The organism is Streptomyces sp. NPDC048643 (assembly GCF_040650615.1).
Taxonomy (GTDB): Bacteria; Actinomycetota; Actinomycetes; order Streptomycetales; family Streptomycetaceae; genus Streptomyces.
On the sequence record NZ_JBEZHO010000014.1, the window covers coordinates 55,354 to 78,454 of the forward strand.

General features: G+C 72.7%; 18 protein-coding genes and 1 pseudogene. 8 read left to right on the forward strand and 11 right to left on the reverse strand.

Annotated features, from left to right (window positions below):
- Window positions 1-136: 136 nt before the first annotated feature.
- On the reverse strand, window positions 137-2,440 hold the full coding sequence (locus tag AB0C62_RS16515; protein WP_362973662.1) for an ABC transporter family substrate-binding protein: 2,304 nt from the start codon (window positions 2,438-2,440) through the stop codon (window positions 137-139).
- A gap of 463 nt (window positions 2,441-2,903) precedes the next feature.
- Between AB0C62_RS16515 and AB0C62_RS16520 the strand changes: the two genes are divergently transcribed.
- Genes AB0C62_RS16520 through AB0C62_RS16535 form a run of 4 tightly spaced genes read left to right on the forward strand, consistent with a single transcriptional unit; the run spans window position 2,904 to window position 6,824 of the window.
- Window positions 2,904-3,227, forward strand: a complete 324-nt coding sequence (locus AB0C62_RS16520) for a hypothetical protein (protein ID WP_362973664.1) — start codon at window positions 2,904-2,906, stop codon at window positions 3,225-3,227.
- Window positions 3,228-3,273: 46 nt separating this feature from the next.
- Window positions 3,274-4,095, forward strand: a complete 822-nt coding sequence (locus AB0C62_RS16525) for a hypothetical protein (protein ID WP_362973666.1) — start codon at window positions 3,274-3,276, stop codon at window positions 4,093-4,095.
- 18 nt (window positions 4,096-4,113) lie between these two features.
- A complete protein-coding gene (locus AB0C62_RS16530) occupies window positions 4,114-6,057 on the forward strand; it encodes a fumarate reductase/succinate dehydrogenase flavoprotein subunit (RefSeq protein WP_362973668.1) in 1,944 nt (647 codons plus the stop codon).
- Window positions 6,054-6,824 carry a succinate dehydrogenase/fumarate reductase iron-sulfur subunit gene (locus AB0C62_RS16535; protein WP_362973670.1) on the forward strand — a complete coding sequence of 257 codons (771 nt, stop codon included), beginning with the start codon at window positions 6,054-6,056 and terminating at the stop codon, window positions 6,822-6,824. Before AB0C62_RS16530 ends, AB0C62_RS16535 begins: the two co-directional genes overlap by 4 nt.
- A gap of 69 nt (window positions 6,825-6,893) precedes the next feature.
- On the opposite strand, the gene AB0C62_RS16540 is transcribed toward AB0C62_RS16535, so the two are convergent.
- On the reverse strand, window positions 6,894-7,214 hold the full coding sequence (locus AB0C62_RS16540) for a hypothetical protein (RefSeq protein WP_362973672.1): 321 nt from the start codon (window positions 7,212-7,214) through the stop codon (window positions 6,894-6,896).
- A gap of 78 nt (window positions 7,215-7,292) precedes the next feature.
- On the reverse strand, window positions 7,293-8,597 hold the full coding sequence (locus AB0C62_RS16545; RefSeq protein ID WP_362973674.1) for a hypothetical protein: 1,305 nt from the start codon (window positions 8,595-8,597) through the stop codon (window positions 7,293-7,295).
- A 273-nt stretch (window positions 8,598-8,870) separates the two neighbouring features.
- On the opposite strand from AB0C62_RS16545, the gene AB0C62_RS16550 reads away from it, so the two are divergent.
- The gene (locus tag AB0C62_RS16550) at window positions 8,871-10,316 is read left to right on the forward strand and encodes a hypothetical protein (protein ID WP_362973676.1); all 1,446 of its coding nucleotides are present in this window, start codon (window positions 8,871-8,873) and stop codon (window positions 10,314-10,316) included.
- Between the two features lie 55 nt (window positions 10,317-10,371).
- Here the strand turns inward: AB0C62_RS16550 and AB0C62_RS16555 are convergent, their stop codons facing one another.
- The 6 genes from AB0C62_RS16555 to AB0C62_RS16580 all read right to left on the reverse strand — a co-directional run bounded on the left by AB0C62_RS16555 (window position 10,372) and on the right by AB0C62_RS16580 (window position 17,299).
- Window positions 10,372-13,050 (reverse strand): SpoIIE family protein phosphatase, encoded by a 2,679-nt coding sequence (locus AB0C62_RS16555; RefSeq protein ID WP_362973677.1) that lies wholly within the window; start codon window positions 13,048-13,050, stop codon window positions 10,372-10,374.
- A gap of 484 nt (window positions 13,051-13,534) precedes the next feature.
- A complete protein-coding gene (locus tag AB0C62_RS16560) occupies window positions 13,535-13,942 on the reverse strand; it encodes an ATP-binding protein (protein WP_362973678.1) in 408 nt (135 codons plus the stop codon).
- A 182-nt stretch (window positions 13,943-14,124) separates the two neighbouring features.
- A complete protein-coding gene (locus tag AB0C62_RS16565; RefSeq protein ID WP_362973679.1) occupies window positions 14,125-14,535 on the reverse strand; it encodes a (deoxy)nucleoside triphosphate pyrophosphohydrolase in 411 nt (136 codons plus the stop codon).
- Window positions 14,536-14,580: 45 nt separating this feature from the next.
- Window positions 14,581-14,763 carry an SPOR domain-containing protein gene (locus AB0C62_RS16570; protein WP_362973681.1) on the reverse strand — a complete coding sequence of 61 codons (183 nt, stop codon included), beginning with the start codon at window positions 14,761-14,763 and terminating at the stop codon, window positions 14,581-14,583.
- A gap of 333 nt (window positions 14,764-15,096) precedes the next feature.
- Window positions 15,097-15,849: a GntR family transcriptional regulator gene (locus tag AB0C62_RS16575; protein ID WP_081219181.1), complete on the reverse strand. Its 753-nt coding sequence runs from the start codon at window positions 15,847-15,849 to the stop codon at window positions 15,097-15,099.
- Window positions 15,850-15,997: 148 nt separating this feature from the next.
- Entirely contained in the window at window positions 15,998-17,299 is a 1,302-nt protein-coding gene (locus tag AB0C62_RS16580) for a DUF4190 domain-containing protein (protein ID WP_362973683.1), read from the reverse strand.
- 259 nt (window positions 17,300-17,558) lie between these two features.
- Here AB0C62_RS16580 and AB0C62_RS16585 point away from each other — a divergent pair, with 259 nt between their 5' ends.
- Window positions 17,559-18,665, forward strand: coding sequence for a threonine synthase (locus AB0C62_RS16585; protein ID WP_362973685.1), 1,107 nt, complete (start codon window positions 17,559-17,561; stop codon window positions 18,663-18,665).
- A gap of 130 nt (window positions 18,666-18,795) precedes the next feature.
- Here AB0C62_RS16585 and AB0C62_RS16590 read toward each other — a convergent pair whose 3' ends face one another.
- Window positions 18,796-21,129, reverse strand: a complete 2,334-nt coding sequence (locus AB0C62_RS16590) for an SNF2-related protein (protein ID WP_362973687.1) — start codon at window positions 21,127-21,129, stop codon at window positions 18,796-18,798.
- Between the two features lie 557 nt (window positions 21,130-21,686).
- Between AB0C62_RS16590 and AB0C62_RS16595 the strand changes: the two genes are divergently transcribed.
- Window positions 21,687-21,947 (forward strand): hypothetical protein, encoded by a 261-nt coding sequence (locus tag AB0C62_RS16595; protein WP_362973689.1) that lies wholly within the window; start codon window positions 21,687-21,689, stop codon window positions 21,945-21,947.
- Between the two features lie 25 nt (window positions 21,948-21,972).
- Here the strand turns inward: AB0C62_RS16595 and AB0C62_RS16600 are convergent, their stop codons facing one another.
- Entirely contained in the window at window positions 21,973-22,884 is a 912-nt protein-coding gene (locus tag AB0C62_RS16600; RefSeq protein ID WP_362973691.1) for a class I SAM-dependent methyltransferase, read from the reverse strand.
- An 84-nt stretch (window positions 22,885-22,968) separates the two neighbouring features.
- Between AB0C62_RS16600 and AB0C62_RS16605 the strand changes: the two are divergent.
- Window positions 22,969-23,094: pseudogene (locus tag AB0C62_RS16605) on the forward strand (Uma2 family endonuclease); the annotation flags it as partial.
- Window positions 23,095-23,101 lie beyond the last annotated feature (7 nt).

The following is a 23,101-nucleotide window of genomic DNA, read 5'->3' on the forward strand; positions in this document are numbered from 1 at the left end:
CGGGGCCTGCCGGGCTGAACACGCCACGGCCTTACCCCATGGTACGTGGCCCTGGCGGAGGCAACCTCCGCAGGGCCACGGGGGGCGGGTCCGCGCGAGCCCGCCGCATGGCGGGCCCGCGCGGTTCATCCGCAGGTCATCCGGTCTTCGACGGGCTCGCCACGGGGTGCGCGCCCTTCTTCAGGAAGCCCATGTCCTCGTACACCGGGGTCTGGAAACCGAAGGCTCCGGCGTTGGCGAGACCGGTGCGGACGGCGGTCAGCTGGGGGCGCTGGTAGAGGGGGATGGAACCGGCCGCGGCCCAGATGCGGGCGTCGGCCTTGCGGACCAGGGAGCGCTCCTCGCCCTCGTCCAGCGTCGACAGTGCCTGGTCGAACAGCTGATCCACCTGGTCGGTGCCGACGCGGGTGTAGTTCTGCTCCACGCTCAGCGAGCCGTCGGCCCCCGGGACGGGCTTGGAGTAGATCGGGCGGGCGTCGGTGGCCGGGTAGGCGGAGCCGGGCCACGAGTAGAGCGCCAGGTCGTACTGGCCCGAGGCGATGTGGTCCTTGAAGTAGCTCGCGTCGGAGACCTTGGAGATGTCCGTGCGGATGCCGATGCGCTGGAGCATCCGCGCGATCCTGTCGGCGACGGCGCGCAGCGACTCGGAGCCCTGTCCGGAGGGCAGGACGAAGCGGAGGGTCAGCGGCTTGCCGTCCTTGGCGAGCGCGCCCGACGCGGCGCCCGCGGGAGCGGCCGTGCCCTTCGGCGCGTACGCGCCCTGGGCCCCGCCCTGCTTGGCGTACTGCTTGCCGGCCTGCTGCTCGTCGGCCTGGATGCCGGACTGCGCGCTGGTCCGCTCGTGCGCGCCGGTGTGGTCCTTGGGGTCCTTGCGCAGGTCCCGCTCGGCCTCGGACGGCTTGTTGTCCTCGCCGACGATGTACGTCCCGTCGTCGCCCGGGCTGTCGTCCGTGTCGGCCTTCTTGCCCTTGGACCCGGCGGCCTTCTCCGTCTTCTTCTGCTCGGTGACCGGTCCGCCGGGCACCCAACCGGCGTCCGCGAGGAGCGCCCGCGCCTCGGCGGTGTCCTGGCCGCCGAGCGCGCCGCTGTTGTCGGAGTACGCCGCCTGTCCGATGAGGGCGAGGTGGCTGCCGACCGGCTCGGCGGGCAGACCCAGCGGCTTCAGGACCACCTTGGCCAGTTCCTTGCGGTCCAGGGCACGGGCCACGGCGCGGCGGACCCGCTCGTCGGCGAGGGGGCCCTCGGACCCGTTGAGGGCGAGCTGGGTGTAGGCGGGTTCCAGGGACTTGCGCACCACGAAGGCGCTCAGCGCGGCCTGCTGTTCGGCGGCCTTCGCCTTCGCCTTGCCTGCCTTGGTGCCGGTGGTGTCCTTCTCGTCGGCGTCCGAGCCGTCCGAGGACTCCTCGCTCCGGCGCTTGCCGTCGTCCTCGGCGTCCTCGCTCTTTCCGGATTTCCCGCCGGAGTCGCCCTTCTCTGCCTTCTCGCTCTTGTCGCCCTTCCCGGGGGTCGCTCCCGCCGACGGCGTGCCCGTGGCGGACGCGTCCTTCAGCGGGCCGGACCTGCCGCGGGCGGCGGTGATGCGCTCGGCGTCCGCGGGGTCGATCTCGGCCATGTCGAGCTCGTCGGCGGCGAGCGCGGCGGCCCGCTTGTCCCGGGCCACGGCGACCAGGTCGATCTCGGAGAGCTTGGTGGGGCTGCCCCACCAGCGCGGGTTGCGGGTGAGCTGGACCTGGCCGTCCTTGACGTCGACCTTCTTCACCGCGAAGGGACCGGCGGAGACCTTGAGCTTGCGCCGGGCTCCGTCGTTGAAGGAGTCCGCGGTGCCCATGACGCTCTTCGGGTACAGCGGACTGAACAGTGACTTCCAGTCGGCGTAGGGCCGCGCGAAGGTGACGCGGACCTCCAGGTCGTTCTTGCCCCGCTCGATCTTCTCGATGCGGTCATAGCCCGCGTTGCGGGCCGTCCAGTACGCGGAGTCCTTGCCGGACAGGGCGCGCCACTGGGCGGCGAAGTCGGCGGCGCCGATCTCGCGCCCGTCGCTCCAGACGGCCTGCTGGTTGAGCTTGTACAGCACCACCTGCTTGGGTTCGGTGCCGACGACCTTGGCCGACTCCAGGTAGTCGGGGTTGATCTGCGGCCGCCCGTTCGCGTCGAGCCGGTACATCGAGGGCAGGACGGCGCCGGCGACCCGGGAGGTGGCCGCGTCCGCGTCCGCCTGGAACGCGTTCAGCGTCTCCGGGACCGCGTCCACCGCCCAGCGCAGGGTGCCGCCGTCGGCGACCTGGTCTCGGGACGCGGGAGCGATGTCCTGCGCGGCCGCCGGCCTGTCCGCCTCGTCGTCCGCGCTGCACGCGGAGAGGAGGGGTACCGCGAGCACGCCCGCGGTGAGGAATGCGGCCGAGCGCATCACCGCGCGCAGTCCGACGCCGTCGTGGGACATCACTGCAACCTCCGGGGGACGCTCCGCTGTCTGGGTCACGTACTGCTTCTGATCACCATTGGGCTTATTTGGAGCTGATCAGATCTATGCGTCCACTGAAGGTGAGCGAGGGCGGCCGGAGGGGGCGACACGGCGGCAGCGGTACGGAACCCCACCCGTGCGGCGCAATCCCGGGCTCGGCGCCAGGGGGATCCGGCCGGCGAGCGGGGCCGGGGCACCCACCGCACGGGCCGCGGGTCCTCGACGCGGGCCCTCGGCGGTTCCTCGGCGGGGGCGTGCGGACGGCACACGGGGCGCGCGGGCAGGTGCACGGGTGAAGATCCCGGCGCGCACGGCGCGATCTCGGGCGGATGAGCCCTCAATCCGTGCACACGCCTTCACACGGGTGTGTGTGACGCGCAACACTCGCAGGCGCATGAACGTTGCCGCCTGGGGCCGCGGGGCCCGGAAGTGAGGGCAAGTCATGTCCGTGCACGACGACCTGACATCGGTCCAGCGCTGCCTCGACGACCTGCAGCGGTCGGTGCGACGCCTGGAACAGCACATGGGCACCGGCCTGGAGATGCGCCGCGTCCGCGCCGACGCCGACCACCTGCGCGAGAGCGTCGCGCTGCTGCGCGAGGCCAGCACGGGCCCAGCCGGGCTCCCGGCCGTTCCCGGACCGGCGGGACCCGCGTCCGGGCTGCGGCCCGACCTGGTGCGGATCCCCGACACCCCGTACGACAGCTCGCTGTGGACCGACTCCGACGACGAGGGTCTCGGCTCGCCCCACGGTCCCACCCACTGAGCGCCCTCGACACCGGCGCGCCCCCGAACCCGACCGGAGTGCGAAGTTGGCCACTGGTACGGAACCCCATCTGAACAGCGGCGGTGTACGCGCCGGCACGCGCGCCGCGATCGCCGCACCGCATCTGCGGACCGACCGCTGGTGGCTGGCGCCCGCCGTCACCGCGGCCGGGCTGCTGGCCTTCGTCGTGTACTCGACGTGGCGGGCCTTCGCGGACACGGACTACTACGCGGCGCCGTACGTCTCGCCGTTCTACTCGCCCTGTCTGGCGGAGCGGTGCGGGACCATGCGCGCCGGGCCGAACGCCGACCTCTTCGGGAGCTGGTGGGGCATCTCGCCCGCCATCATCATCCTGGTCTTCCCGCTCGGGTTCCGGCTGACCTGCTACTACTACCGCAAGGCCTACTACCGCGGCTTCTGGGCCAGCCCGCCGGCCTGCGCGGTCGCCGAGCCGCACAAGAAGTACTCCGGCGAGACCCGCTTCCCGCTGATCCTGCAGAACATCCACCGGTACTTCTTCTACGCGGCCCTCGTCGTCGCCGGCATCCTCACGTACGACACCGTTCTGTCGTTCCGCGACGAGCACTACGCCTGGGGCCACATGGGGCTCGGCACGCTGGTGTTCCTCGTCAACATCACGCTGATCTGGGCCTACACCCTGTCCTGCCACTCCTGCCGGCACATCGTCGGCGGAAAGCTGAAGCACTTCTCCAAGCATCCCGTGCGCTACCGGATGTGGCAGTGGGTCGGGAAGGTGAACGCCCGTCACATGCAGCTGGCCTGGGCCTCGTTGATCAGCGTGGCGGTGGCCGACTTCTACGTGTACCTCGTCGCGTCCGGCGCCTTCGACGATCCGCGCTTCTTCTAGATTGGGTGGAGCCCCCTGATGTCCGTGGTCGACCGACAGGAGTGGGACGTCGTCGTGGTCGGTGCCGGTGGCGCCGGACTGCGCGCCGCGATCGAGGCACGCGAGCGCGGCGCCCGTACGGCGGTGATCTGCAAGTCGCTGTTCGGCAAGGCGCACACGGTGATGGCCGAGGGCGGCATCGCCGCCGCCATGGGCAACGTGAACTCCGGCGACAACTGGCAGGTCCACTTCCGCGACACCATGCGCGGCGGCAAGTTCCTCAACCAGTGGCGGATGGCCGAGCTGCACGCCCGCGAGGCACCCGACCGGGTCTGGGAGCTGGAGACCTGGGGCGCCCTCTTCGACCGCACGAAAGACGGACGGATCTCGCAGCGCAACTTCGGCGGCCACGAGTACCCGCGCCTCGCGCACGTCGGCGACCGTACCGGGCTCGAACTGATCCGCACGCTCCAGCAGAAGATCGTGTCCCTCCAGCAGGAGGACATGCGGGAGACCGGCGACTACGAGTCCCGCCTGAAGATCTATCAGGAGTGCACCGTCACCCGGATCCTGAAGGACGGGCAGCGGGTGTCCGGGACCTTCTGCTACGAGCGCGAGTCGGGCCGCTTCTTCGTCCTCGAAGCACCCTCCGTGGTGATCGCCACCGGCGGCATCGGCAAGTCCTTCAAGGTGACGTCCAACTCGTGGGAGTACACCGGCGACGGGCACGCCCTCGCGCTGCTCGCCGGGGCGCCGCTGCTCAACATGGAGTTCGTGCAGTTCCACCCGACCGGTATGGTCTGGCCGCCGTCCGTCAAGGGGATCCTCGTCACCGAGTCGGTCCGGGGCGACGGCGGGGTGCTGCGCAACTCCGACGGAGAACGCTTCATGTTCGACTACATCCCCGACGTCTTCAAGGAGAAGTACGCGCAGTCGGAGGAGGAGGGCGACCGCTGGTACGAGGACCCGGACCACAACCGGCGCCCACCGGAACTGCTCCCCCGCGACGAGGTCGCGCGGGCCATCAACTCCGAGGTGAAGGCCGGTCGCGGATCGCCGCACGGCGGGGTCTTCCTCGACGTGTCGACCCGGATGCCCGCCGAGGTGATCCGACGCCGACTCCCCTCCATGTACCACCAGTTCAAGGAGCTTGCCGACGTCGACATCACCGCCGAGGCGATGGAGGTCGGGCCCACCTGCCACTACGTGATGGGCGGCATCGCGGTCGACTCGGACACGGCGGCGGCGCGCGGTGTCCCCGGGCTGTTCGCGGCCGGCGAGGTCGCGGGCGGCATGCACGGCTCCAACCGGCTCGGCGGCAACTCCCTCTCCGACCTGCTGGTGTTCGGGCGGCGCGCGGGACTGCACGCCGCCGAGCACGCGGCCGGGCACACCGGCGACCGGCCCCCCGTGGACGAGGTCCAGGTCGACACGGCCGCCGCGGAGGCGCTGCGGCCCTTCTCGGCGGAGGGCCCGGTACCCGGCGAGGACAACGGCCGTCCGCCGGAGAACCCGTACACCCTGCACCAGGAGCTCCAGCAGGCCATGAACGACCTGGTCGGCATCATCCGGCGCGAGGCCGAGATGGAGCAGGCGCTGGAGAAGCTCGCCGACCTGCGGGTCCGGGCGCGCCGGGCCGGCGTCGAGGGGCACCGGCAGTTCAACCCCGGCTGGCACCTCGCGCTCGACCTGCGCAACATGCTGCTCGTCAGCGAATGCGTGGCCCGGGCGGCGCTGGAGCGCACGGAGTCCCGCGGCGGGCACACCCGTGAGGACCATCCCGCGATGGAGCGCGTCTGGCGCCGGGCCAACCTGCTGTGCCGGCTCACCGACCCGAGCGGCGGGCTGGCCGCCACCGATCCCGTACGCGGCCAGATCGACCTCACCCGCGAGAACACCGAACCCATCCGCCCCGACCTGCTCGCCCTCTTCGAGAAGGAGGAGCTGGTCAAGTACCTCGCCGAAGAGGAGCTCTACGAGTGAGCAGCTATGAGGCCCGCTTCAAGGTGTGGCGCGGGGACGTGAAGGGCGGCGGCCTGAAGGACTTCGAGGTCGAGGTCAACGACGGCGAGGTGGTGCTCGACATCATCCACCGGCTCCAGGCGACGCAGGCCCCCGACCTCGCGGTGCGCTGGAACTGCAAGGCGGGCAAGTGCGGTTCGTGTTCGGCGGAGGTCAACGGCCGGCCGCGGCTGCTGTGCATGACGCGGATGTCGGTGTTCACCCGGGAGGAGACGATCACCGTCACCCCGCTGCGGGCGTTCCCCGTCGTACGGGACCTGGTGACCGACGTCGGCTTCAACTACGCCAAGGCGCGCGAGGTCCCGGCCTTCGTGCCGCCCGCGGACGTCGGGCCCGGCGACTACCGGATGATGCAGGAGGACGTCGACCGCTCGCAGGAGTTCCGCAAGTGCATCGAGTGCTTCCTGTGCCAGGACACCTGCCACGTGGTCCGTGACCACGAGGAGAACAAACCGGCGTTCGCGGGTCCCCGCTTCCTGATGCGGGTGGCTGAACTGGACATGCATCCGCTGGACGCGGCGGCGGACTCCGGGCTGGACCGCAAACGCACGGCCCAGGACGAACACGGCCTCGGCTACTGCAACATCACCAAGTGCTGCACCGAGGTCTGCCCCGAGGGCATCAAGATCACGGACAACGCCCTGATCCCGCTGAAGGAACGAGCGGTCGACCGCAAGTACGACCCGCTGGTGTGGCTGGGCTCGAAGATCGGGCGCCGGCGGGGCTGAGGCCCCGGGCAGGCGGGGCGGGGAAGCGTGTCCTCGCCCCCGAGGCTCCCGGCGCGACAGGCCGCTGCCTCAACTCGCCTTTTCTTCAGCCGGCTTGATGACGCGGCCCGGATACTGTCCGAGTATCTGGAGCGCCTGGCCCACGAGGAACAGGGCCATGCCGGTCATCGCGTACGGCGTCATGTCGGCGTCGGGGCCGTGGAACGGCCCCAGGAGCATGAACAGGGACATGCCCACGGACCCGCTCAGCGCGCCCCAGCCCCACAGCCTCGGCCGGACGATCCGGCGGCGGATCCACGGCGGCAGCCAGGAGGCCGCGATCGCCGCGACGCCGAGTCCGGCGCCGCCCGTGACGGCCAGTACCGCCAGTCCCACGAGGTACGCGTGCATCCGTCCCCCCACCCCCGTTTCCCGCGCTGCCCCGGCCCGCGGGACGTGCCCGGATCATGGCACGCCGGGGCGGGGACGTCACTCCTTGCCGACCCAGCCCTCGCGGTACGCCGTCCAGTCGGTCTCCGTGGCCGCGAAGTCGACGTAGAGGGCGACGCCGAAGTGTTCGCGGGAGCGGTCCGTGCGGGAGAGGCCGAGGCGGGTTCCACGGACGGCCGCGGCGACCGTCTCGGCGTACGCGCTGTGTCCCATCTTGTTCTCGTGGAAGAACGGCAGACCCATCAGCAGGTCGGTCGACTTCGGGGTGACCTCCAGGGCGAGGGCGGTCTGCTGGGCGACGTAGCCGCCGTACAGGCTCTGGAGGGGCATGGCGGTGTCGTACGACATGACGGCGATCTGGTCGACGCGGCGGGCGACCTGCCCGAAGTACGCCTGGGACCACCACTTGGGGTGTCCGGTGAGGGCACCGGCCGCCGAGTGCAGGCCGGGGAGCGGGTCGATCTGGTGGGAAGCGACGGAGAGCGGGACGTGCCGGGCGCGGGTGAGGGCGTGCAGGCGGTCCAGGAGCGCGAGGTAGTGGGCGTCGCCCGAGTGGAGGGGTTCCAGGTCGAAGTGGACGCCGTCGAACCCGGCGTCCAGGATCCGGCCGGCCGAGCGCACGACGGCGTCGCGGGTGCCGGCCCGCCGCAGCCGCATGCCGTCCGGCGTCTCGGTCGCGAGTTCGTCGCCGAGCCAGGCCTGGACCCGGACGCCGGGCAGGTGCTCGTGCACGGCCGCGATCAGCCGCCCCGCCGACGGGTACGCCGTCGCCGGGAGTGAGCCGTCGTGCTCCAGCGGCCCCGCGTGCACGTACAGGTCCCGTATCCCGGTGCCCCGCAGCCGCTCCGCCAGCGCGTCGAGGTCCGCGTCGCTCTTCCGGCCGTCCACCCAGGCGTGCCCGAGCCACAGCGCGTCCCGGTTCCGGGTCTGGGTGCCGGCGGCCGGGTCACCGGCGTAGTTCACCCGCAGGGCGATGCCCGCGGCGAGGAGGGGGAGCAGCAGGAGCAGCACCAGGCCGAGCGCGATCCGCCGGGGTGTCCGCAGGCGGGGATGACGCCAGGCGCGGAGGAGCCGGCGGTACCGGGAGGGCCTGTCCGGGCGCGGGTCGGTGTCCGGGCGCGGGTCGGTGTCCGGGCCCGGGGGTGCGTCCGGGCCCGGGGGTGGCGGTGGCGCCCCCTCGGGCCGCATCCCTTCGTGGGGCGTCGTCTCGGCGAGGCCCGGAGCCGCGGAGCGCGGCGGCTCGGGTGAGGTGTGCGCGGCCGGGTCGGGCGGACCCTCCTGGGGCACTGTCGCCCCGGCGCGTTCCCGCTGCCCGTCCGGCCCGGTGTCCCGTCCCGTGTCCATCCCCCGCACCCCTCCCGTACGCCCCCGTATCCCTCGTACCTTAGGCGTCCCCACCTCGGTGGATCCGGGTCGCGGAGGCGGTCGGGCGGCCATACGCTCCCAAATGTGACGTCGTCCTCGAGTCGAAGCCGGTCGCCCCGGGCCCCGTCGCACAGAGCCCTGCGGGTGGCGCACGCCGTGCTCGGGGGGCTGGTCGCGGTGGGGTGGCTGGTGCTGCCGCTGGCGCGCGCGGAGGGCGGAGGGAGGGGGGAAGGCGGTGGGACCGGGGCCACGGTGACCGTCGCGCGGAGCGAGGGCGTCACCGCTCCGGCGGCCGCCTCCTCGGAGGCGGTCGGGGCGACGACCGGGGATCTGGTGCCGCCGCTCGTCGCGGCCGGCGCGGCGGGAGCGCTGGCGGCCTACGGGTACGGGCGGCGCAGACGGCGCGTGACGACACGGACGACACCCGGCGGCAGCGGGCACCAGCTCATATCCCTGCCGGAACTGGACCTCCAGACGCGCCAGTTGCTCGTCGACCTGGACAACTGCGTACGCGCCTCCGCCGAGGAACTGGTCTTCGCGTCCGCCCGGGCGGCGCCCGACGCGGTGACTCCCTACGCGGAGGCGTCGGCGTACGCGGAGGCCGAACTGCGGGCCGCCTTCCGGCTGCGGCAGCGGCTCGACGACGCGGACACCGCACCGGACGGCGACGACCGCCGGGAGGTGCTGGAGGAGATCGTCGCCCGGTGCGAGGACGCGGGCCGGCGGCTGGACGCGGCGGCGCCCGGCTTCGACCAGCTCCGGGCGTTGGAGCGGGAGACACCGGCCGCCGTGGAACGTGCGGAGACCCGCTTCAGGAAGCTCGCCGCACGGACCCCGGCCACCGAGGCCGCGCTCGCCGCACTGCACGAGCGGTACGCCCCCACGGCCTCGTTCCCGGTCACGGGTGACGTCGAACAGGCCAAGGACCGGCTGGTGTTCGCCACCCTCCGGCTCAACCGGGCCCGCCAGTGCGCGGACCGGGGCGAGGCCACGGAGGCGGCCGCCTCCCTGCGCGCGGCCGAGGCGGCCGTGGCACAGGCCGGTGTCCTGCTCGACGGTGTGGACCGGCTGGCGGCCGAACTGGCAACGACGGCAGCGCGGTTGCCGGGGGCACTCGCGTCGACGGAGACCGCCCTCGGCGCGGTCCACGGCCGTCCGCCGACCGCCCGGGGTACCGAGCCCTTCCCCCTCGGCGGCGACCCACGGCTCGCCCGGGCCGGGGCGCTCCTCGCGAGCGTACGCCGGGAGATGACGTCCGGGCCCCACGATCCGCCGGACGCGTTGCGCCGGGTGGTGGAGGCGGGCGCGCTGCTCTCCGAGGCGGGCGAGGGTGAGGTTCCCGACCTGCGCGACGACGCGCTGCTGCCGGCCCACGCCGCTGCCGCCGCAGCGACGGACTTCGTCGGTACGCACCGAGGAGCCGTCGGCTGCGCGGCCCGTACCCGGCTGGCGGAGGCGGAGCGCCTGCTCGGGCCGGGTTCCTCCGTGGCGGAGACACGGCGGGCCGACGAACTCGCCCTGGAGGCACGGCGGCTCGCCGAACAGGACGTACGGGCGTACGGCAACCCCTCGGGCGGCGAAGCCGGTGCCGGGACGGGCGGCGCGGTGCTCGGCGGGATCCTCCTCGGCGACGGCGAGGGCCCGGTGAGCTACGGCGGCCCGCGCACCCGGGGCCGCCGGTCGACCTCCGCGGTCTGACCCGACCGCCCGCAGGGGCGGGGGCGGCGGCCGGGTTACGGGACGGGCGTCGGTCTCAGAACAGGCTCAGCAACGCCTCGGCCGGATCGGTGAGGCTCGTCTCCCCGTCCGGCAGCGGGAGTTCGAACCAGACGGTCTTCCCGCGCGGGGTCCGGCGTGAGCCCCATGCCGCGGAGAGCAGGCCGACCAGTTGGAGACCGCGTCCCCCCTCGTCGGTGTCGCGGGCGCGGCGGCGGCGCGGCTGGACGAGTCCCGCGTCCCAGACCTCGCAGACGAGGGTGCGGTCGAGCAGCAGTCGCAGTCTGATCTCGCCCTCGCCGTACCGGAGGGCGTTGGTGACCAGCTCACTGACCAGCAACTCCGTCGTGTCGACGAGCGGTTCCAGGTCCCAGGCGACGAGCTGGGTGCGCGCGTACTCACGGGCGCGGCCCACACTGCGCGGCTCGCGCGGCAGGGTCCAGTCGCCGACGGAGTCGGCGGGCAGCCCCTGGACGCGGGCCATCAGCAGGGCGATGTCGTCCTCGCCGTGGTGGGTGTCGAGGGTGTTGAGGACGTGGTCGCAGACGTCCTCCAGCGGGCTGGTGGGGTCGGTGAGCGCGCCGACGAACGCCTGGAGCCCCTCGTCGAGCGGGTGGTCGCGCGATTCGACCAGTCCATCCGTGTAGAGCGCCAACAGTGCGCCTTCGGGCAGTTCGACCTCCACCTCCTCGAAGGGCTCGCCGCCCACCCCGAGGGGCATGCCGGGCGGCACGTCGAGCATCAGCGCGGTCTCGCCTGGCTCGACCAGCACCGGCGGGAGGTGGCCCGCGTTGGCGAAGGTGCACCGGCGGGTCACGGAGTCGTAGACCGCGTAGACGCAGGTGGCGAGGTACACCTCGGAGAGGTCGGCGTCGCGGGGCTGGCGGGCCGTGCGCGTCGCCTGCTGGACACCGCCGGGGGTGCCGAGGCCGCGGGCGATCTCGTCCAGGGCGGAGAGGACCTCCGCGGGTTCGAGATCGAGCAGCGCCAAGGTGCGTACGGCCGTGCGGAGTTCACCCATCGCCACCGCGGCGCGCAGACCGCGGCCCATCACGTCGCCCACCACGAGGGCCGTGCGGTGGCCGGGGAGCTCGATGACGTCGAACCAGTCGCCGCCCACCTCGGTCGCGGCGTTGCCGGGCAGATAGCGGCACGCGATGTCGAGCCCCGAGGCCTCGGGGTCGCCCGGGGGCAGCAGGGACCGCTGCAGGATGAGGGCGCGTTCGTGCTCGCGGCGGTACAGGCGGGCGTTGTCGATACAGACGGCCGCGCGGGCGGCCAGTTCCACGGCCAGGGAGCGGTCGCGTTCGCCGAACGGTTCGCTGCCCTTCGTCCGGGAGAACTGGGCGAGTCCCACGACCGTGTCGTGGGCGACCATCGGGACGGCGAGCGTCGACTGGATGAGGCCGCCGTCGTCGGCGGGGATGTACTGCGGCTTGGCGGTGCGCAGGGCGTCCGCGCACGGCGAGTTGAAGGGGTAGTGGTGGACGGCGCCGACGGCGACGGGTGCCTGGCCGCCGGCGAACGGCGCGTCGGACACGGCGCTGGCGAACGCGACCCGGCGCAGTTCCGCGCTGCCGTCCACGAGACCTGGCGGCGCCTCGTCCCCGGCCAGCAGTCCCTGGTACAGGTCGACCGTCGCGAGGTCGCAGAAGCCGGGGACCACGACGTCGAGGAGTTCACGCGCGGTGGTCTCCAGGTCGAGGGAGTTGCCTATGCGGGCGCCCGCCTCGTTCAGGAGGGCGAGATTGCGCCGCGCCGCTGCCGCTTCCCGGGCGGCCGCGCGACGGGAGGTGATGTCGGTTCCGAGCCAGGCGATACCGATCGGCCGGCCGCTTCCGCTGTGGACGCGGTAGAGGTTGACGGACCAGTGGCGGCGCTCCTCGGAGCCGGGCACGTAGCCCGTGACGTGCATGTCCGTGATGGAGTCGCCGGTTTCGAGGACGCGGCGCAGGACGGCCGTGACGCGCTCGGCCTCCGGGTGCGGGAGGTAGTCGTGGACGCCCTTGCCGTGGTGGTCGTCGACGTGGCCGCCGAAGATCGAGGCGAACCGCTCGTTGGCCCGTCGGACCCGCAGGTCCGTGTCGATCAGCAGGAACCCGAACGGAGATTGACCGAAAATCGCCTGCGAGGCGGCGAGGTCCGTCTCGATGCTGCGCAGGGTGCGGACGTCCACGACGATGCACACCGCGGCCCGCTCGCCGTCCTCGGTCGTCGTCGGCATCACATAGACCTCGGCGAGGCCCTCCACGGGCTCGGCGGTGCCCTCGGCGGCGGGCACCCGGAAGGGCACCACGCCGGTCCACTCGCGGCCGTCCAGGATCTCCGCCATCTTGCGCTGACCGAACTCGCGCCGGTCGGCGGCGACGAACGCCTCGATGGGGTCCATGCCGACGGCCCGCTCCGCGGGGATCCCGAAGATCTGCTCGGCGCGCAGACTCCACTGGTCGACCAGCCCGTCGGCGCCTATCGAGAAGGACGCGACCTTGATGTAGTCGTAGATCGAGCCGGGTGGACTGGTCTGCCACATCGCGTCGCCCGGCGCCTCGCCGGCCGTCTCACCGACCGGGCCCGGCGCCGCGCCGTCCGCCCTTTCGCCCGAGGTGTCACCCGCGTCGTCGCCGGGGGCCGTGCGCGCGGAATCGCTCGCCGCATCAGCCCTCGCGCCGCCCGACGGGTCCTCCGACTCCGTGGCCTTCGCTGGTATCTCGCTCACGCGAACCGTCCCCTCCAGCTCACCGCGTCCGGCACCGGTCACCGGGGGCGGCTGCCCGCAGTATCCAGCACTACGGCGCCGCACAACACGGTGTTCACGATCACAGCACGGTCCCGATGGTTTTTGGACCGGCCGCGACATACTCCCAGTCTTCTAACCAGGTGGCGCCCCGTCGAATCAAAGAATCCGACACCCGCCAGTGGCCTGAACCAGTCGAGCGCCGAGCGCACGCCCCGTCCCCCGGTCCCACGACCCGGCGCGGCGGGCCGATCCCGGCCCCGAGCAGCCGCTTCGGGAGCGGACGGGTGTCCCCCGCGGGCCCGGCCGAAACCCCGCTGCGGGCCCGGTCCGAAACCCCCGGGCCGCGACGGTCCGAGACGGTCGGGCGGTTCGGACGGTCGGGCGGTTCGGACGGTCGGGCGGGCGGTTCGGCGTGGTGGTGGGAATCCCGGTGGACCGTCCGTCCCGGCGGGTTCACCTCACCTCACCCCGGCACCGCCAGTTCGAACCAGACGGTCTTGCCGTTGTCCCCGGGCCAGGTGCCCCAGCTTCTGCACGAACCGGCCACCAGCTGGAGTCCGCGGCCGCTCTCGTCCTCGGCGGCGGCGGACCGTTCACGCGGCGGGTCCGGCAGGGGGTCGGAGACCTCGACGCGCAAGGCGCGCTGTCCGTCCACGGGACGCACCAGGCGGACGCCGATCGGGCCCGTCGCATGGCGCAAGGAATTCGTCACCAGCTCGCTGACCAGCAGCACGGCGATGTCACCGACGGAGTCCAGCTCCCATGCGCGCAGCTGTCCCCGGACGGCGGCACGCGCGGTGCGGACGGCACCCGGATCCGCCGGAAAGGTCCACTCGGCACAGTCGCCTTCGGTGTCGATCAAGTCGATCACTTCCCAGACCAGGAACTCTCACCCATGTCCGGTTTCGTGGGATTAGTGGTCACATACCCGATATCGACGCCGGTTTACCGCACTGGGCCACCTGCTGTGGGGCGAACGGCGTACGCGTCGCACACGGGGCGCGTCACGCCCTCGGACGGGACCGCGCTTCCCGCGCGGGCGCAGCCGGGAGCTCACCCTCGCGGGGGACCCAGCAACGGCAGTGCGTCCTTGACCGCGGGTACGTCCTGGTCCAGCCAGTCCACGTCCCAGATCTCCTCGGGCGTGAGCCAGCGCAGTTCGTCGTGGTCCTCCAGCGGACGGGGGGCGACGGAGCCGGGGAGCAGCCGGGCGGCCCAGACCACGAGGACGTAGCCGGGCTTCAGCGGCCACTCGCCGGGGACGCGCTCCAGCGGTTCCGTTTCGACGCCGAGCTCTTCGCGCAGCTCGCGCACGAGGGCCAGCTCGGGGGTCTCCCCCGGCTCGACCTTGCCACCCGGCAGTTCCCAGCGCCCGGCGAGCTCGGGGGGCGCGCTGCGGCGGGCGGCGAGCAGGCGCCCTTCGTGCACCAGGGCGCCTCCGACCACCACGATCCGTTCCGTCATGCGCCGGAGCCTACGGGAGCGGAGTGGGGGTCCCGGCGCGCCGGATCACCGGGTGCCGTTCTGTCCGATCCGCTCGACCCAGTAGAGCTGTTTGTGGCCGCGGGCGTCGAGGCTGTCCGCGATCTTCTGCGCCTCTGCGCGGGTCGCGTACCTGCCGACGCGGTAGCGATTGCCGTTGTCGTCCTGCCGTATGACGAGCCAGGGAAGAGTGATCGTGCCGTCGTTCATCCAGCCCCTCCGCTTCCCGCCCCGGGCCCCCGTCCTGCCCCGCCCTCTAACGAAACCGCACTCCGCATATGCCCGAGCCTACGCCTAACCTTCACGCAGCGAATACGGCTTTTCACAAAGAGGTACGCAACCAGCCAGGAGGGGGCGCCGCCGTGGGGGGCGCACGCCGCCGAACACGCCGTCGGCCGCCCCCCACGCGCCCGCGAACAGGGCGAAGGCCTTTCCGTACGCGGCAGTTGAGAACGGCCAGATTCCAACCGGCCCGGCCGCCCGTCCACTTGGACCTCCGGCTCACGTCACCGGCAGGTGGGCACAACCCGTCTCAAGGGCAGGTCACTTCACCGGCAGGTGGTATGCGATGCGGTACCGATCCGCCGGGACCACCACGTCCGCCGTCTCGACCGGGCGGCCCGAGGCGTAGAAGGTCCGCTGGATGACGACGACGACATGGCCGGGGACGCCGCCCAGGGCGAGGAGCTCCTCGGCGAGGCCGGGGCGGGCGCCGACCTCCTCGGTGACGTTGTCCACGATCACGTCGATGGCGGCCATGCGCTCGACGACGCCCATCCCACCGAGCGGACCCTCCTCGGGGAGCATCACCGGCGTACGCCCGGTGACGGCGAGCGGCTCCCAGGACGTGGAGAGCATCATCGCCTCGCCCCCGTCCCGGTAGACGTAGTTCGTGCACATCACACGGTCGCCGGGCCGGATGGCGAGCCGCTCGGCGATCGCGCCGCTCGCCTCGACCTGCCGGCTGTGGGACTCCCACGTGCCGCGCGCTGCCATGTCGGCCTGCTCCTGGCGGAATGGGGTCGCGCCGCTGTCCGGCCGGTATCCCGAGCGGGCCACCCGGCGCGGCACCGGGCGCTCACGCACATAGGTGCCGGAACCGGAACGGCCCTCCACGAGCCCCTCCGCCATCAGGACCTTCCGCGCCTCCAGGGCGACCGTGTCCGACACCCCGTACTCCTCGCGGATCCTGGCCTGCGAGGGGAGACGGGTGTGCGGTGGCAGTGAACCGTCGACGATCTTCTTACGGAGATCCCCCGCGACGCGCAGGTAGGCCGGCTGTTCACCGAAAGTCACTTAGCCGCTCCCATCAGGTTGTACAGACAGCAACAGCGTGGCAACCGTGGGTTGTCCTGTGCAAGCAAAGGCCAGAGAATCACTCGATGTGATGACGTGAACCCCCCAAGGGCTTTACGCAGGCACTTTCTCCCCGCTATAGGCGCCGTCACACCTCCATGCCGCTGCCGCCTTCACCCTCGTCATCACCGCCGCGGGAACCGCCGCCCGTCGGCGGGGTGGTGGCGAGACCCAGAGCCTCGCGGGTCGTGACCGTCGTCTTGCCGTCGATGAGCTCGGCGCCCTTCTCGTAGTGCTCGTAGAAGGTGTCCGCGTCCCGTGCCTCGGCGGCCTTCTCCCACTCCTTCTGCGACCGGTCGAGGTTCTTCAGCAGGGCCTCCACCTTGTCGCTCGCGACCGGGTCGAAGGTGTGCCGGCGCAGCTGCCCGGTCTGCTCGACGAGCGCGTCGGAGACCCTGTCGGCCCACTTCTTGTGGCCCGGCAGGTCGTCCTCGACGTACTCCTCGTCGGGCGCCGACTCCATCGCCGTGTTGAGGAGGCGTGCCGCGCTCAGGTAGGCGAACTGGTCGCCGTCGAGCGTCGTCGCGTCCTTGCGCAGCGAGCCGGTCAGAGTGCCCTGTTCGTCGGTGTTCCCGAACATGCAGCTGATCTCGCGGTCCCCGGCACGCCAGCTCTGCCGGGTCGGCGTGAAGTAGTAGACGTCGACGTCGTCCGGGACGGCCCAGACGTCCATCGCGTACGTGTCCATGAGCGCGTAGCACGTGTTGTCGGCCTGGTCGGTGACCTCGGAGTCACCGGGGAAGGAGTCGCCGGCCACGGGGACCGAGGCGAACACCTCGGCGTCGTGCTTCCCGGCGCAGGGCACTTTGTCGACGTCGTAGGCGAGGCCCTCCAGGGTGTCGCCCGGCGCGTCGAAGCACTCGCCCTTGTGCAGCGAGAGGGTGTTTCCGGCCGTCCCTTCGCTGAAGCCCTCCCAGAAGTCGTCCGCTCCCCCGGTGGCGAACATGAGCGCCACCAGCAGTGCGCCGATCGACGACATCACGATGCCGCCGATCGCCATGCCCTTGCCGCGCTCCCCGCGCTTCCCGATCTGGACGAGCGCCACGATCCCGAGCACCAGCCCGACGCCGGGCAGGAAGCAGAGGACGCCGAGGACGAGCGCGGCGATCGCGAGCCCGTTGACGGGCGCGGGCCGGTTGTACGGCGAGTAGCCCTGGCCCCAGGTCTGGTACGGGCTTCCGTGGGGCGCCTGCTGGTACGGGCCCTGCTGGTAGGGGCCTTGCTGGTAGGGGCCCTGGTAGGGACCCTGCTGGTACGGGTCCTGGGGGTGCGGGACGTGCGGGTTCGGGGGCGGGTAGGGACCGGGCGTCCCCGGAGCACTCGGCGGTGTCCCTTGCGGCGGCTGCCGGCCCTCTGGTTGTTGCGGCCCGGGCGGCGGGGGTATGGCCACGAGTTCCCTTGCTCCTAGTCCACGCGCGGTGGAATCTGCGTACGGCTGCCGGATGGCTGCGCGCATCGTAAAGGGGGCGCGGGTGGGGGCGTGACGGAGGGCGGGAGTACGGACGGGGAGAGGTCGGGGGTGCGGTTCGGGGAGGCCGGCCCGTGGTGCGGGGCCGGGACGGAACGGGGGCGGCGCCGCGGCCGTAACACGCCTTCGGCCGACGGTCGGTGACACTCCATCACCCGCCGACCGCGTCTAACCTGCGCGTATGACTGCACTGCCGGACTGCTTCTGCCCGACGGACGGCACCCGTGTCCCCTCCGGTTCGCTCGCCTGGTGCTGCCCGGTGTGCCGCGGGCCGCTCGATCTGGACTTCTCCCCGATCCCGGCCCCGCTCTCGTCGCTGACCGGCCGGGTGAACTCGCTGTGGCGGTACGCGGAGTGCCTGCCGCTGTCCTCACCCACCGTGAGCCTGGGCGAGGGCCGCACCCCGCTGGTGTCCCTGCGCGAGGGGATCTCCGCGAAGCTCGACTTCCTGACGCCGACGCTGTCGTTCAAGGACCGCGGGGCGGTGCTGCTGGCCGAGCTGGCGCTGCGGCTGGGCCCCCGCCAGGTGCTCGCGGACAGCAGCGGCAACGCGGGCACGGCGGTCGCCGCGTACTGCGCCCGGGCCGGCCTGCCCTGCACCGTGTACGTGCCCGAGGGCACCTCCCCGAAGAAGCTGGAGCAGATCGAGGCGCACGGGGCGCGGCTGCGGGTGGTCGAGGGCGACCGCGAGGCGACGGCACGGGCGGCGCGCGAGGCGGCCGACGAGGAGGGCGTGTTCTACGCCTCGCACGTCTTCAACCCGTACTTCCTGCACGGCACGAAGACGTACGTCTACGAACTCTGGGAGGACCTCGGCGGGCGGCTGCCGGAGGTCATCGTGGTGCCGGTGGGCAACGGCACGCTGCTGCTCGGTGCCGCGCTGGCGGTGGCCGAACTGCACGGAGCGGGGCTGATCGACCGCAGGCCCGCGCTGTACGCCGTCCAGTCGGCGGCCGTCGCACCGCTCGCGCACGCCTGGTCCGAGGGAGCCGAGGACCTCGTCGGTGTCACCGTGTCGGCGCCCACGTTCGCCGAGGGCATCGCGATCCCGAACCCGCCCAGGGCCCGCCAGATCCTGCGCGCGGTACGCGCCTCCGGGGGCGCCTTCCTGACCGTGACGGAGGACCAGATCCGGCACGCCCAGTCGGACCTGGCGGGCCGCGGCCTGTACGTGGAGTCGACCGGGGTGGCCTGCTGGGCGGCGGTGCGGGAGGGCGCGCTCGGCGGGCGCGAGGCGGTGGTCCCGCTGTGCGGCGCGGGGGTGAAGACGGGGATGGCGCGGGAGTGAGGACGGCAAGGGGGAGGGGCTGAGGCCGACACGGGGGGGGAGGGCAGGGACCGGTGGCCTGGAGGTGAAGGCAGGGCCCGGTGAGGTCGGACCTCGGGTTCGGCCCTCTGGTTCAACCCTCGGTTCGGCCTCAGATTTCGACCTCGGGTTCGGCCTCGGCCTCGGGTTCGTTCTCGGCCTCGGGTTCGTTCTCGGCCTCGGACGTGGTCGCGAGTCTCTGCTGCTCCTCCTCGACGATCCGGCGGGCCAGGCCGCTGTCCGACACGTCGACGGCGTCCGGGGTCGCCTCCGCCATGTCGCTGCGGCGGGCGTAGGCGTCGAAGAGCAGGGCCTTGTTCTGCAGGATGCTCAACAGCCGGTCGTCCACGCTGTCCGCGACGAGCAGCCGGTGGACCTGGACGGGACGTACCTGTCCCATACGGTGGGCGCGGGCCACGGCCTGGTGCTCCAGGGTCGGTTTGACCTGCGGTTCGCACAGGATGACCACGGAGGCCGCCTGGAGGTTGAGGCCGATGCCGCCGGCCTCGATCTGGCAGAGCAGCACCGCGTGCCCGTCCGCCTCGGTGAACGCGTCGACCAGGCGCTGCCGGTCGGCCGCGGGCACGCTCCCTGATATCGGCCCGAACACCCTTCTCCCCGGCGCCTCCTGGTCCACGGGCCGCAGCGCCTGCTGGACGGTGGCGAGCACGTCACGGAAGTACGAGAACACCACCACCTTGAGTTCGTTCGCGGCGGCTTCGGCGGCCAGCTCGCGCAGCCGCTGGAGCTTCGCGGACCTCTCGGGGTCGGCGTAGGCGGCCCGGCGCATCGCCATGAAGTTCCCCGCCGCGACGGCCCTGCGGTAGGCCTTCCGGTCGGCCGGGCCGAACTCCTCCCACTCGTCGACCTGGACGAGCGCGGGCAGTTCGGTCAGCACGTCACGCTGGTTGCGCCGCAGGTAGGCGGGGGCGACGGCCGTACGGAAGGTGTGCGGGCCCGCGGCGGCGCTGCTGTTGTGGATCGCGGGAAGCAGGTCGGGGCGCAGGTGGCGGACGAGGCTGCGGAACTCCTCGACGCGGTTCTCCATCGGCGTACCGGTGAGGAAGAGCACCCGGTCGCAGCGGGCGGTCCAGGCCGCGACCGCCTTGGAGCGGCGGGCGTCCGGGTTCTTCACGTAGTGGGCCTCGTCGACGACGAGCATGCCGGGCGGCGCCCCACCGACGGCCCCCGGCCCGGTGCCGTCCGGCACCGGCAGGGTGCGCAGCACGTCGTACGTGGTGATCGCGACGCCCCCGCGCTCGCGCCACTCGGTGTACGCGTCCTGCCGGTGGGTCCCGTGCACGGGGAAGGCGCGCAGGGTACTTCGGGTGCCGACCTCCCGGGTCCAGTTGATCAGGACGCTGGCCGGACAGACGACGAGGAAGTGGGTGTGCCCGTCGGCCGCGAGATGGGCGAGCGCGGCGATGGCCTGGACGGTCTTGCCGAGGCCCATCTCGTCGCCGAGCAGGACGCGGCGCTGGGCGAGGGCGAACCGGGCGCCGAAGGACTGGTAGCCGCGCAGCGAGACCCTGCGGTGGGTGTCGTCCAGGCGCTGCGCGTGCACGCGCTCGGCGACCTCGGACGGCAGGAACCCTTCGGCCGCCTCGACGTCGGCGGCGCCCGCGGGGTGGTCGGCGATCTCGGCGAGCTGGCTGTAGTACTCCGGGGAGCGCAGCTCGAAGTCGACCCAGGCCTCGATCTCGGAGGCCGGTTCGCGCAGCAGGTCGGTGGAGGCCTGGGCGAGCAGCAGGCGTACGTCTTTGGCGGCGGCGTCGGCCGTGAGGTCGCGCAGCGCGACGATCGCGGCGAACGCGCCCTGGCGGCGGCGCCTTCCGGTGACCGCGAGCCGCAGCCAGCCGGCGGCGGGCGCCGCTTCGGGGAGCAGGGCGCCGATCCGCTCGTCGAGCCGCCGGGCGGCGTCCACGGCCCGCCGCAGTTCGGGACCGGCCTCGACGAGCCGGCGCAGCGCGACGACGAGGGCGGTGGTCCGGGGCTCGGGGTGGTCCACGTCGATCCGTACGGAGACGGTCTCCTCGACGGCGCGGGCGATCTGCCGGGCAGCGGCGAGCGCCTGGTCGGCGGTCTGGGCGCCGACGCCCGGGATCTGCCGCAGGTCGTAGCGGCTCGCCTCGTACACGGCGCGCACCGAGGCGAGTCCGGCGGCCTCGACGGCCGCGAGCCGCAGCCGGCCCTCGGTGACGTCCTTCAGCCGGGAGACGGGGATGGACTCCAGCTCCCGGGCGACGAGTTCGTCCCTGAGCGGCGTGAGGGCGGAGCGGACCGCCTCGACGGCGCGGGTGTGGTCGGCGAGCACCGTGCGCGCGGCGTCGTGCAGCCGTCCGGCCTCCGCCAGCAGAACGCGCGCCTGCCGCCCGACGGGCGGCTGCGCCACGGGCACCTGCCCGCCGGCACCCCGCCCGCCCACCGCCTCCTCCGTACCCGCCATGACACCCCTCACGTGCCGCCCGGCGCGCGCCTGCCGCCGTCCGATGCGCGCATCCTTCCACGCACCGCTGACACCGGTCCCGGCCGAGCCACCGTGCCCCGCCGAGCCGCCCACAGCGGTGCGACCGACGAAGCCGTGCCCTCCGTCTGCCCGCCGCCCGAGCCGAAACACCGGCACCGGCACCGGCACCGACGGCAGCACCGGCATCGGGCCCGGAACTCCTCGCCGGCCCTCCACACCCGGCCGACCGGGATGTGTCGGAAGAGGGGCAACCTCCGGTCGGGCAGGGGTCGCCTTCGGCCGTGATCGTCTCTTTCCCGCCAGGTCCGAACCAACGGAAGATCCGGTTCCGTCCCGATCCGTTCCGATTCGGGTGTCAACTCGCCCCGTTTCGGGGAGATTTCAGGAATGGCTGCATCATGCAGACGTCCCCGTGGGCGGCAGCGGCATCCTGATCGCACCCCCACGCACCACCTCCCCCGCGACGTCCCCCCACTCCTGTCCGGCACCACCCGCACGACCGCCTCCACGGTCGGCCCGACTGCCAGGAGTTCACGGTGACCGCCCACACCGCCACCACGTTCGCCCGTCACCTCGGCCGCCTCCTGTGCCTGCACCTCGCCCTCGCGATGGTCTGCACGGCCGCCTTCACCGTCCGCGGCGGACACTCCCACCGCACGGCGCTCTACGCACTGTGGGCGGCCCTGCCCCTTACCGGCGTCGCGTGGGCGCTCGCGCGGGCCGCCGAGAAGCGCGAGTCGCGGCGCGAGCGGGACGCCAGCACCGCCGACCCCACCGACTGGACATCCGCGGCCTGAGTCCCGCCGTACCGCCGCGCGGGGTTCAGGCTCCCCGACGTGCGGCCCAGACGGTGCGTTCGGTGCGTACCACCAGGTCGTCGCGGCGCAGGATGCTGTGCGGGCCGTCGGTGTCGAGCAGCCGGTCCAGCGCGGCGAGGTCCTCGGCCGGAAGCCCGTCGGCGACGGTGCCGCGCAGGCGTAGCAGACTCTCCAGGGCGTAGGCGCCGACCGCCGCGTCACGGGAGCCCTCGATGTTCACGGTGAGGGCGCGTTCGGCTTCGACGGTGAATCCTGCGGCGGTGAGCTTCGGGCCCCAGTCGGCGCCCCGGTGGGGCACGTGCTCGGCGTGGTACCGCTCGCTCGCGGTGTGGCAGCGTTCCTCAAGACCGGGCCGTTCCTCCGGGGCGTCCTCGGGCAGGAATCGGGGGAAGCCGGCCAGTTCCAGGACCGCGAACAGCCCGCCGGGCGCGAGGACGTCGTGGACCGCGCGCAGGGCCCGGTCCGGGTCGGCCATGTGGTGCATCGAGGCCGACGCCCACATCAGGTCGGGTGCGCCGAGGTCGGGCCAGACGGTGTCGTCGAGGTCGGCCTGCACGGTACGGACCCGCCCGTCCACGCCCCGGGCGCGCGCCTTCTCCCGCAGACGCTGGAGGTGCGCGGCGGAGGTGTCGACGGCGGTCACGTCCGCCTCGGGGAAGCGGTCGAGGAGAGCGAAGGTTCCCGCTCCCGTCCCGCAGCCCAGGTCCACGATCCGACGCGGGGACGCCCCGACGGGCAGCCACCGCGTGACGCCGGCGAGGTGCTCGGCGAGGACTTCGGCGTCGAGGTCGAGTATCTCGGCCTGGGCATGGGCTTCGTCGGAGTGGGAGTGACCGTGGTGTCCGCCCTGACCGGTGTGACGGCCATGACCGGACGAGGACGCGTGCGGGTGCGGGTGCGGGTGCTGGGGAGCCATACCCCCACGCTAGAACGTCCGTGCGCTTACAGCACCCTCGCTTGCCGTTTCCGCAAAAGGAACGTCGCCGGACTCGTGGCTCGGTCCCCGCACGTCCACGTACTCGACGAGCCGACCGCCACCTATGTGGCCGTCGGCATCTTCAGGGACTCACTCCACCGTCCGGTGCCCTTCGAGATCAACCTCGACCTGCGGAAACTCGCTCCGCCACACCGAG

Excerpts from the sequence above, each read along its gene's own strand:
- AB0C62_RS16515 (WP_362973662.1), bottom strand. The coding sequence starts at position 2,440 with ATGTCCCACGACGGCGTCGGACTGCGCGCGGTGATGCGCTCGGCCGCA.
- AB0C62_RS16520 (WP_362973664.1), top strand. The coding sequence starts at position 2,904 with ATGTCCGTGCACGACGACCTGACATCGGTCCAGCGCTGCCTCGACGAC.
- AB0C62_RS16530 (WP_362973668.1), top strand. The coding sequence starts at position 4,114 with ATGTCCGTGGTCGACCGACAGGAGTGGGACGTCGTCGTGGTCGGTGCC.
- AB0C62_RS16540 (WP_362973672.1), bottom strand. The coding sequence starts at position 7,214 with ATGCACGCGTACCTCGTGGGACTGGCGGTACTGGCCGTCACGGGCGGC.
- AB0C62_RS16545 (WP_362973674.1), bottom strand. The coding sequence starts at position 8,597 with ATGGACACGGGACGGGACACCGGGCCGGACGGGCAGCGGGAACGCGCC.
- AB0C62_RS16565 (WP_362973679.1), bottom strand. The coding sequence starts at position 14,535 with ATGACGGAACGGATCGTGGTGGTCGGAGGCGCCCTGGTGCACGAAGGG.
- AB0C62_RS16570 (WP_362973681.1), bottom strand. The coding sequence starts at position 14,763 with ATGAACGACGGCACGATCACTCTTCCCTGGCTCGTCATACGGCAGGAC.
- AB0C62_RS16585 (WP_362973685.1), top strand. The coding sequence starts at position 17,559 with ATGACTGCACTGCCGGACTGCTTCTGCCCGACGGACGGCACCCGTGTC.
- AB0C62_RS16590 (WP_362973687.1), bottom strand. The coding sequence starts at position 21,129 with ATGGCGGGTACGGAGGAGGCGGTGGGCGGGCGGGGTGCCGGCGGGCAG.
- AB0C62_RS16600 (WP_362973691.1), bottom strand. The coding sequence starts at position 22,884 with ATGGCTCCCCAGCACCCGCACCCGCACCCGCACGCGTCCTCGTCCGGT.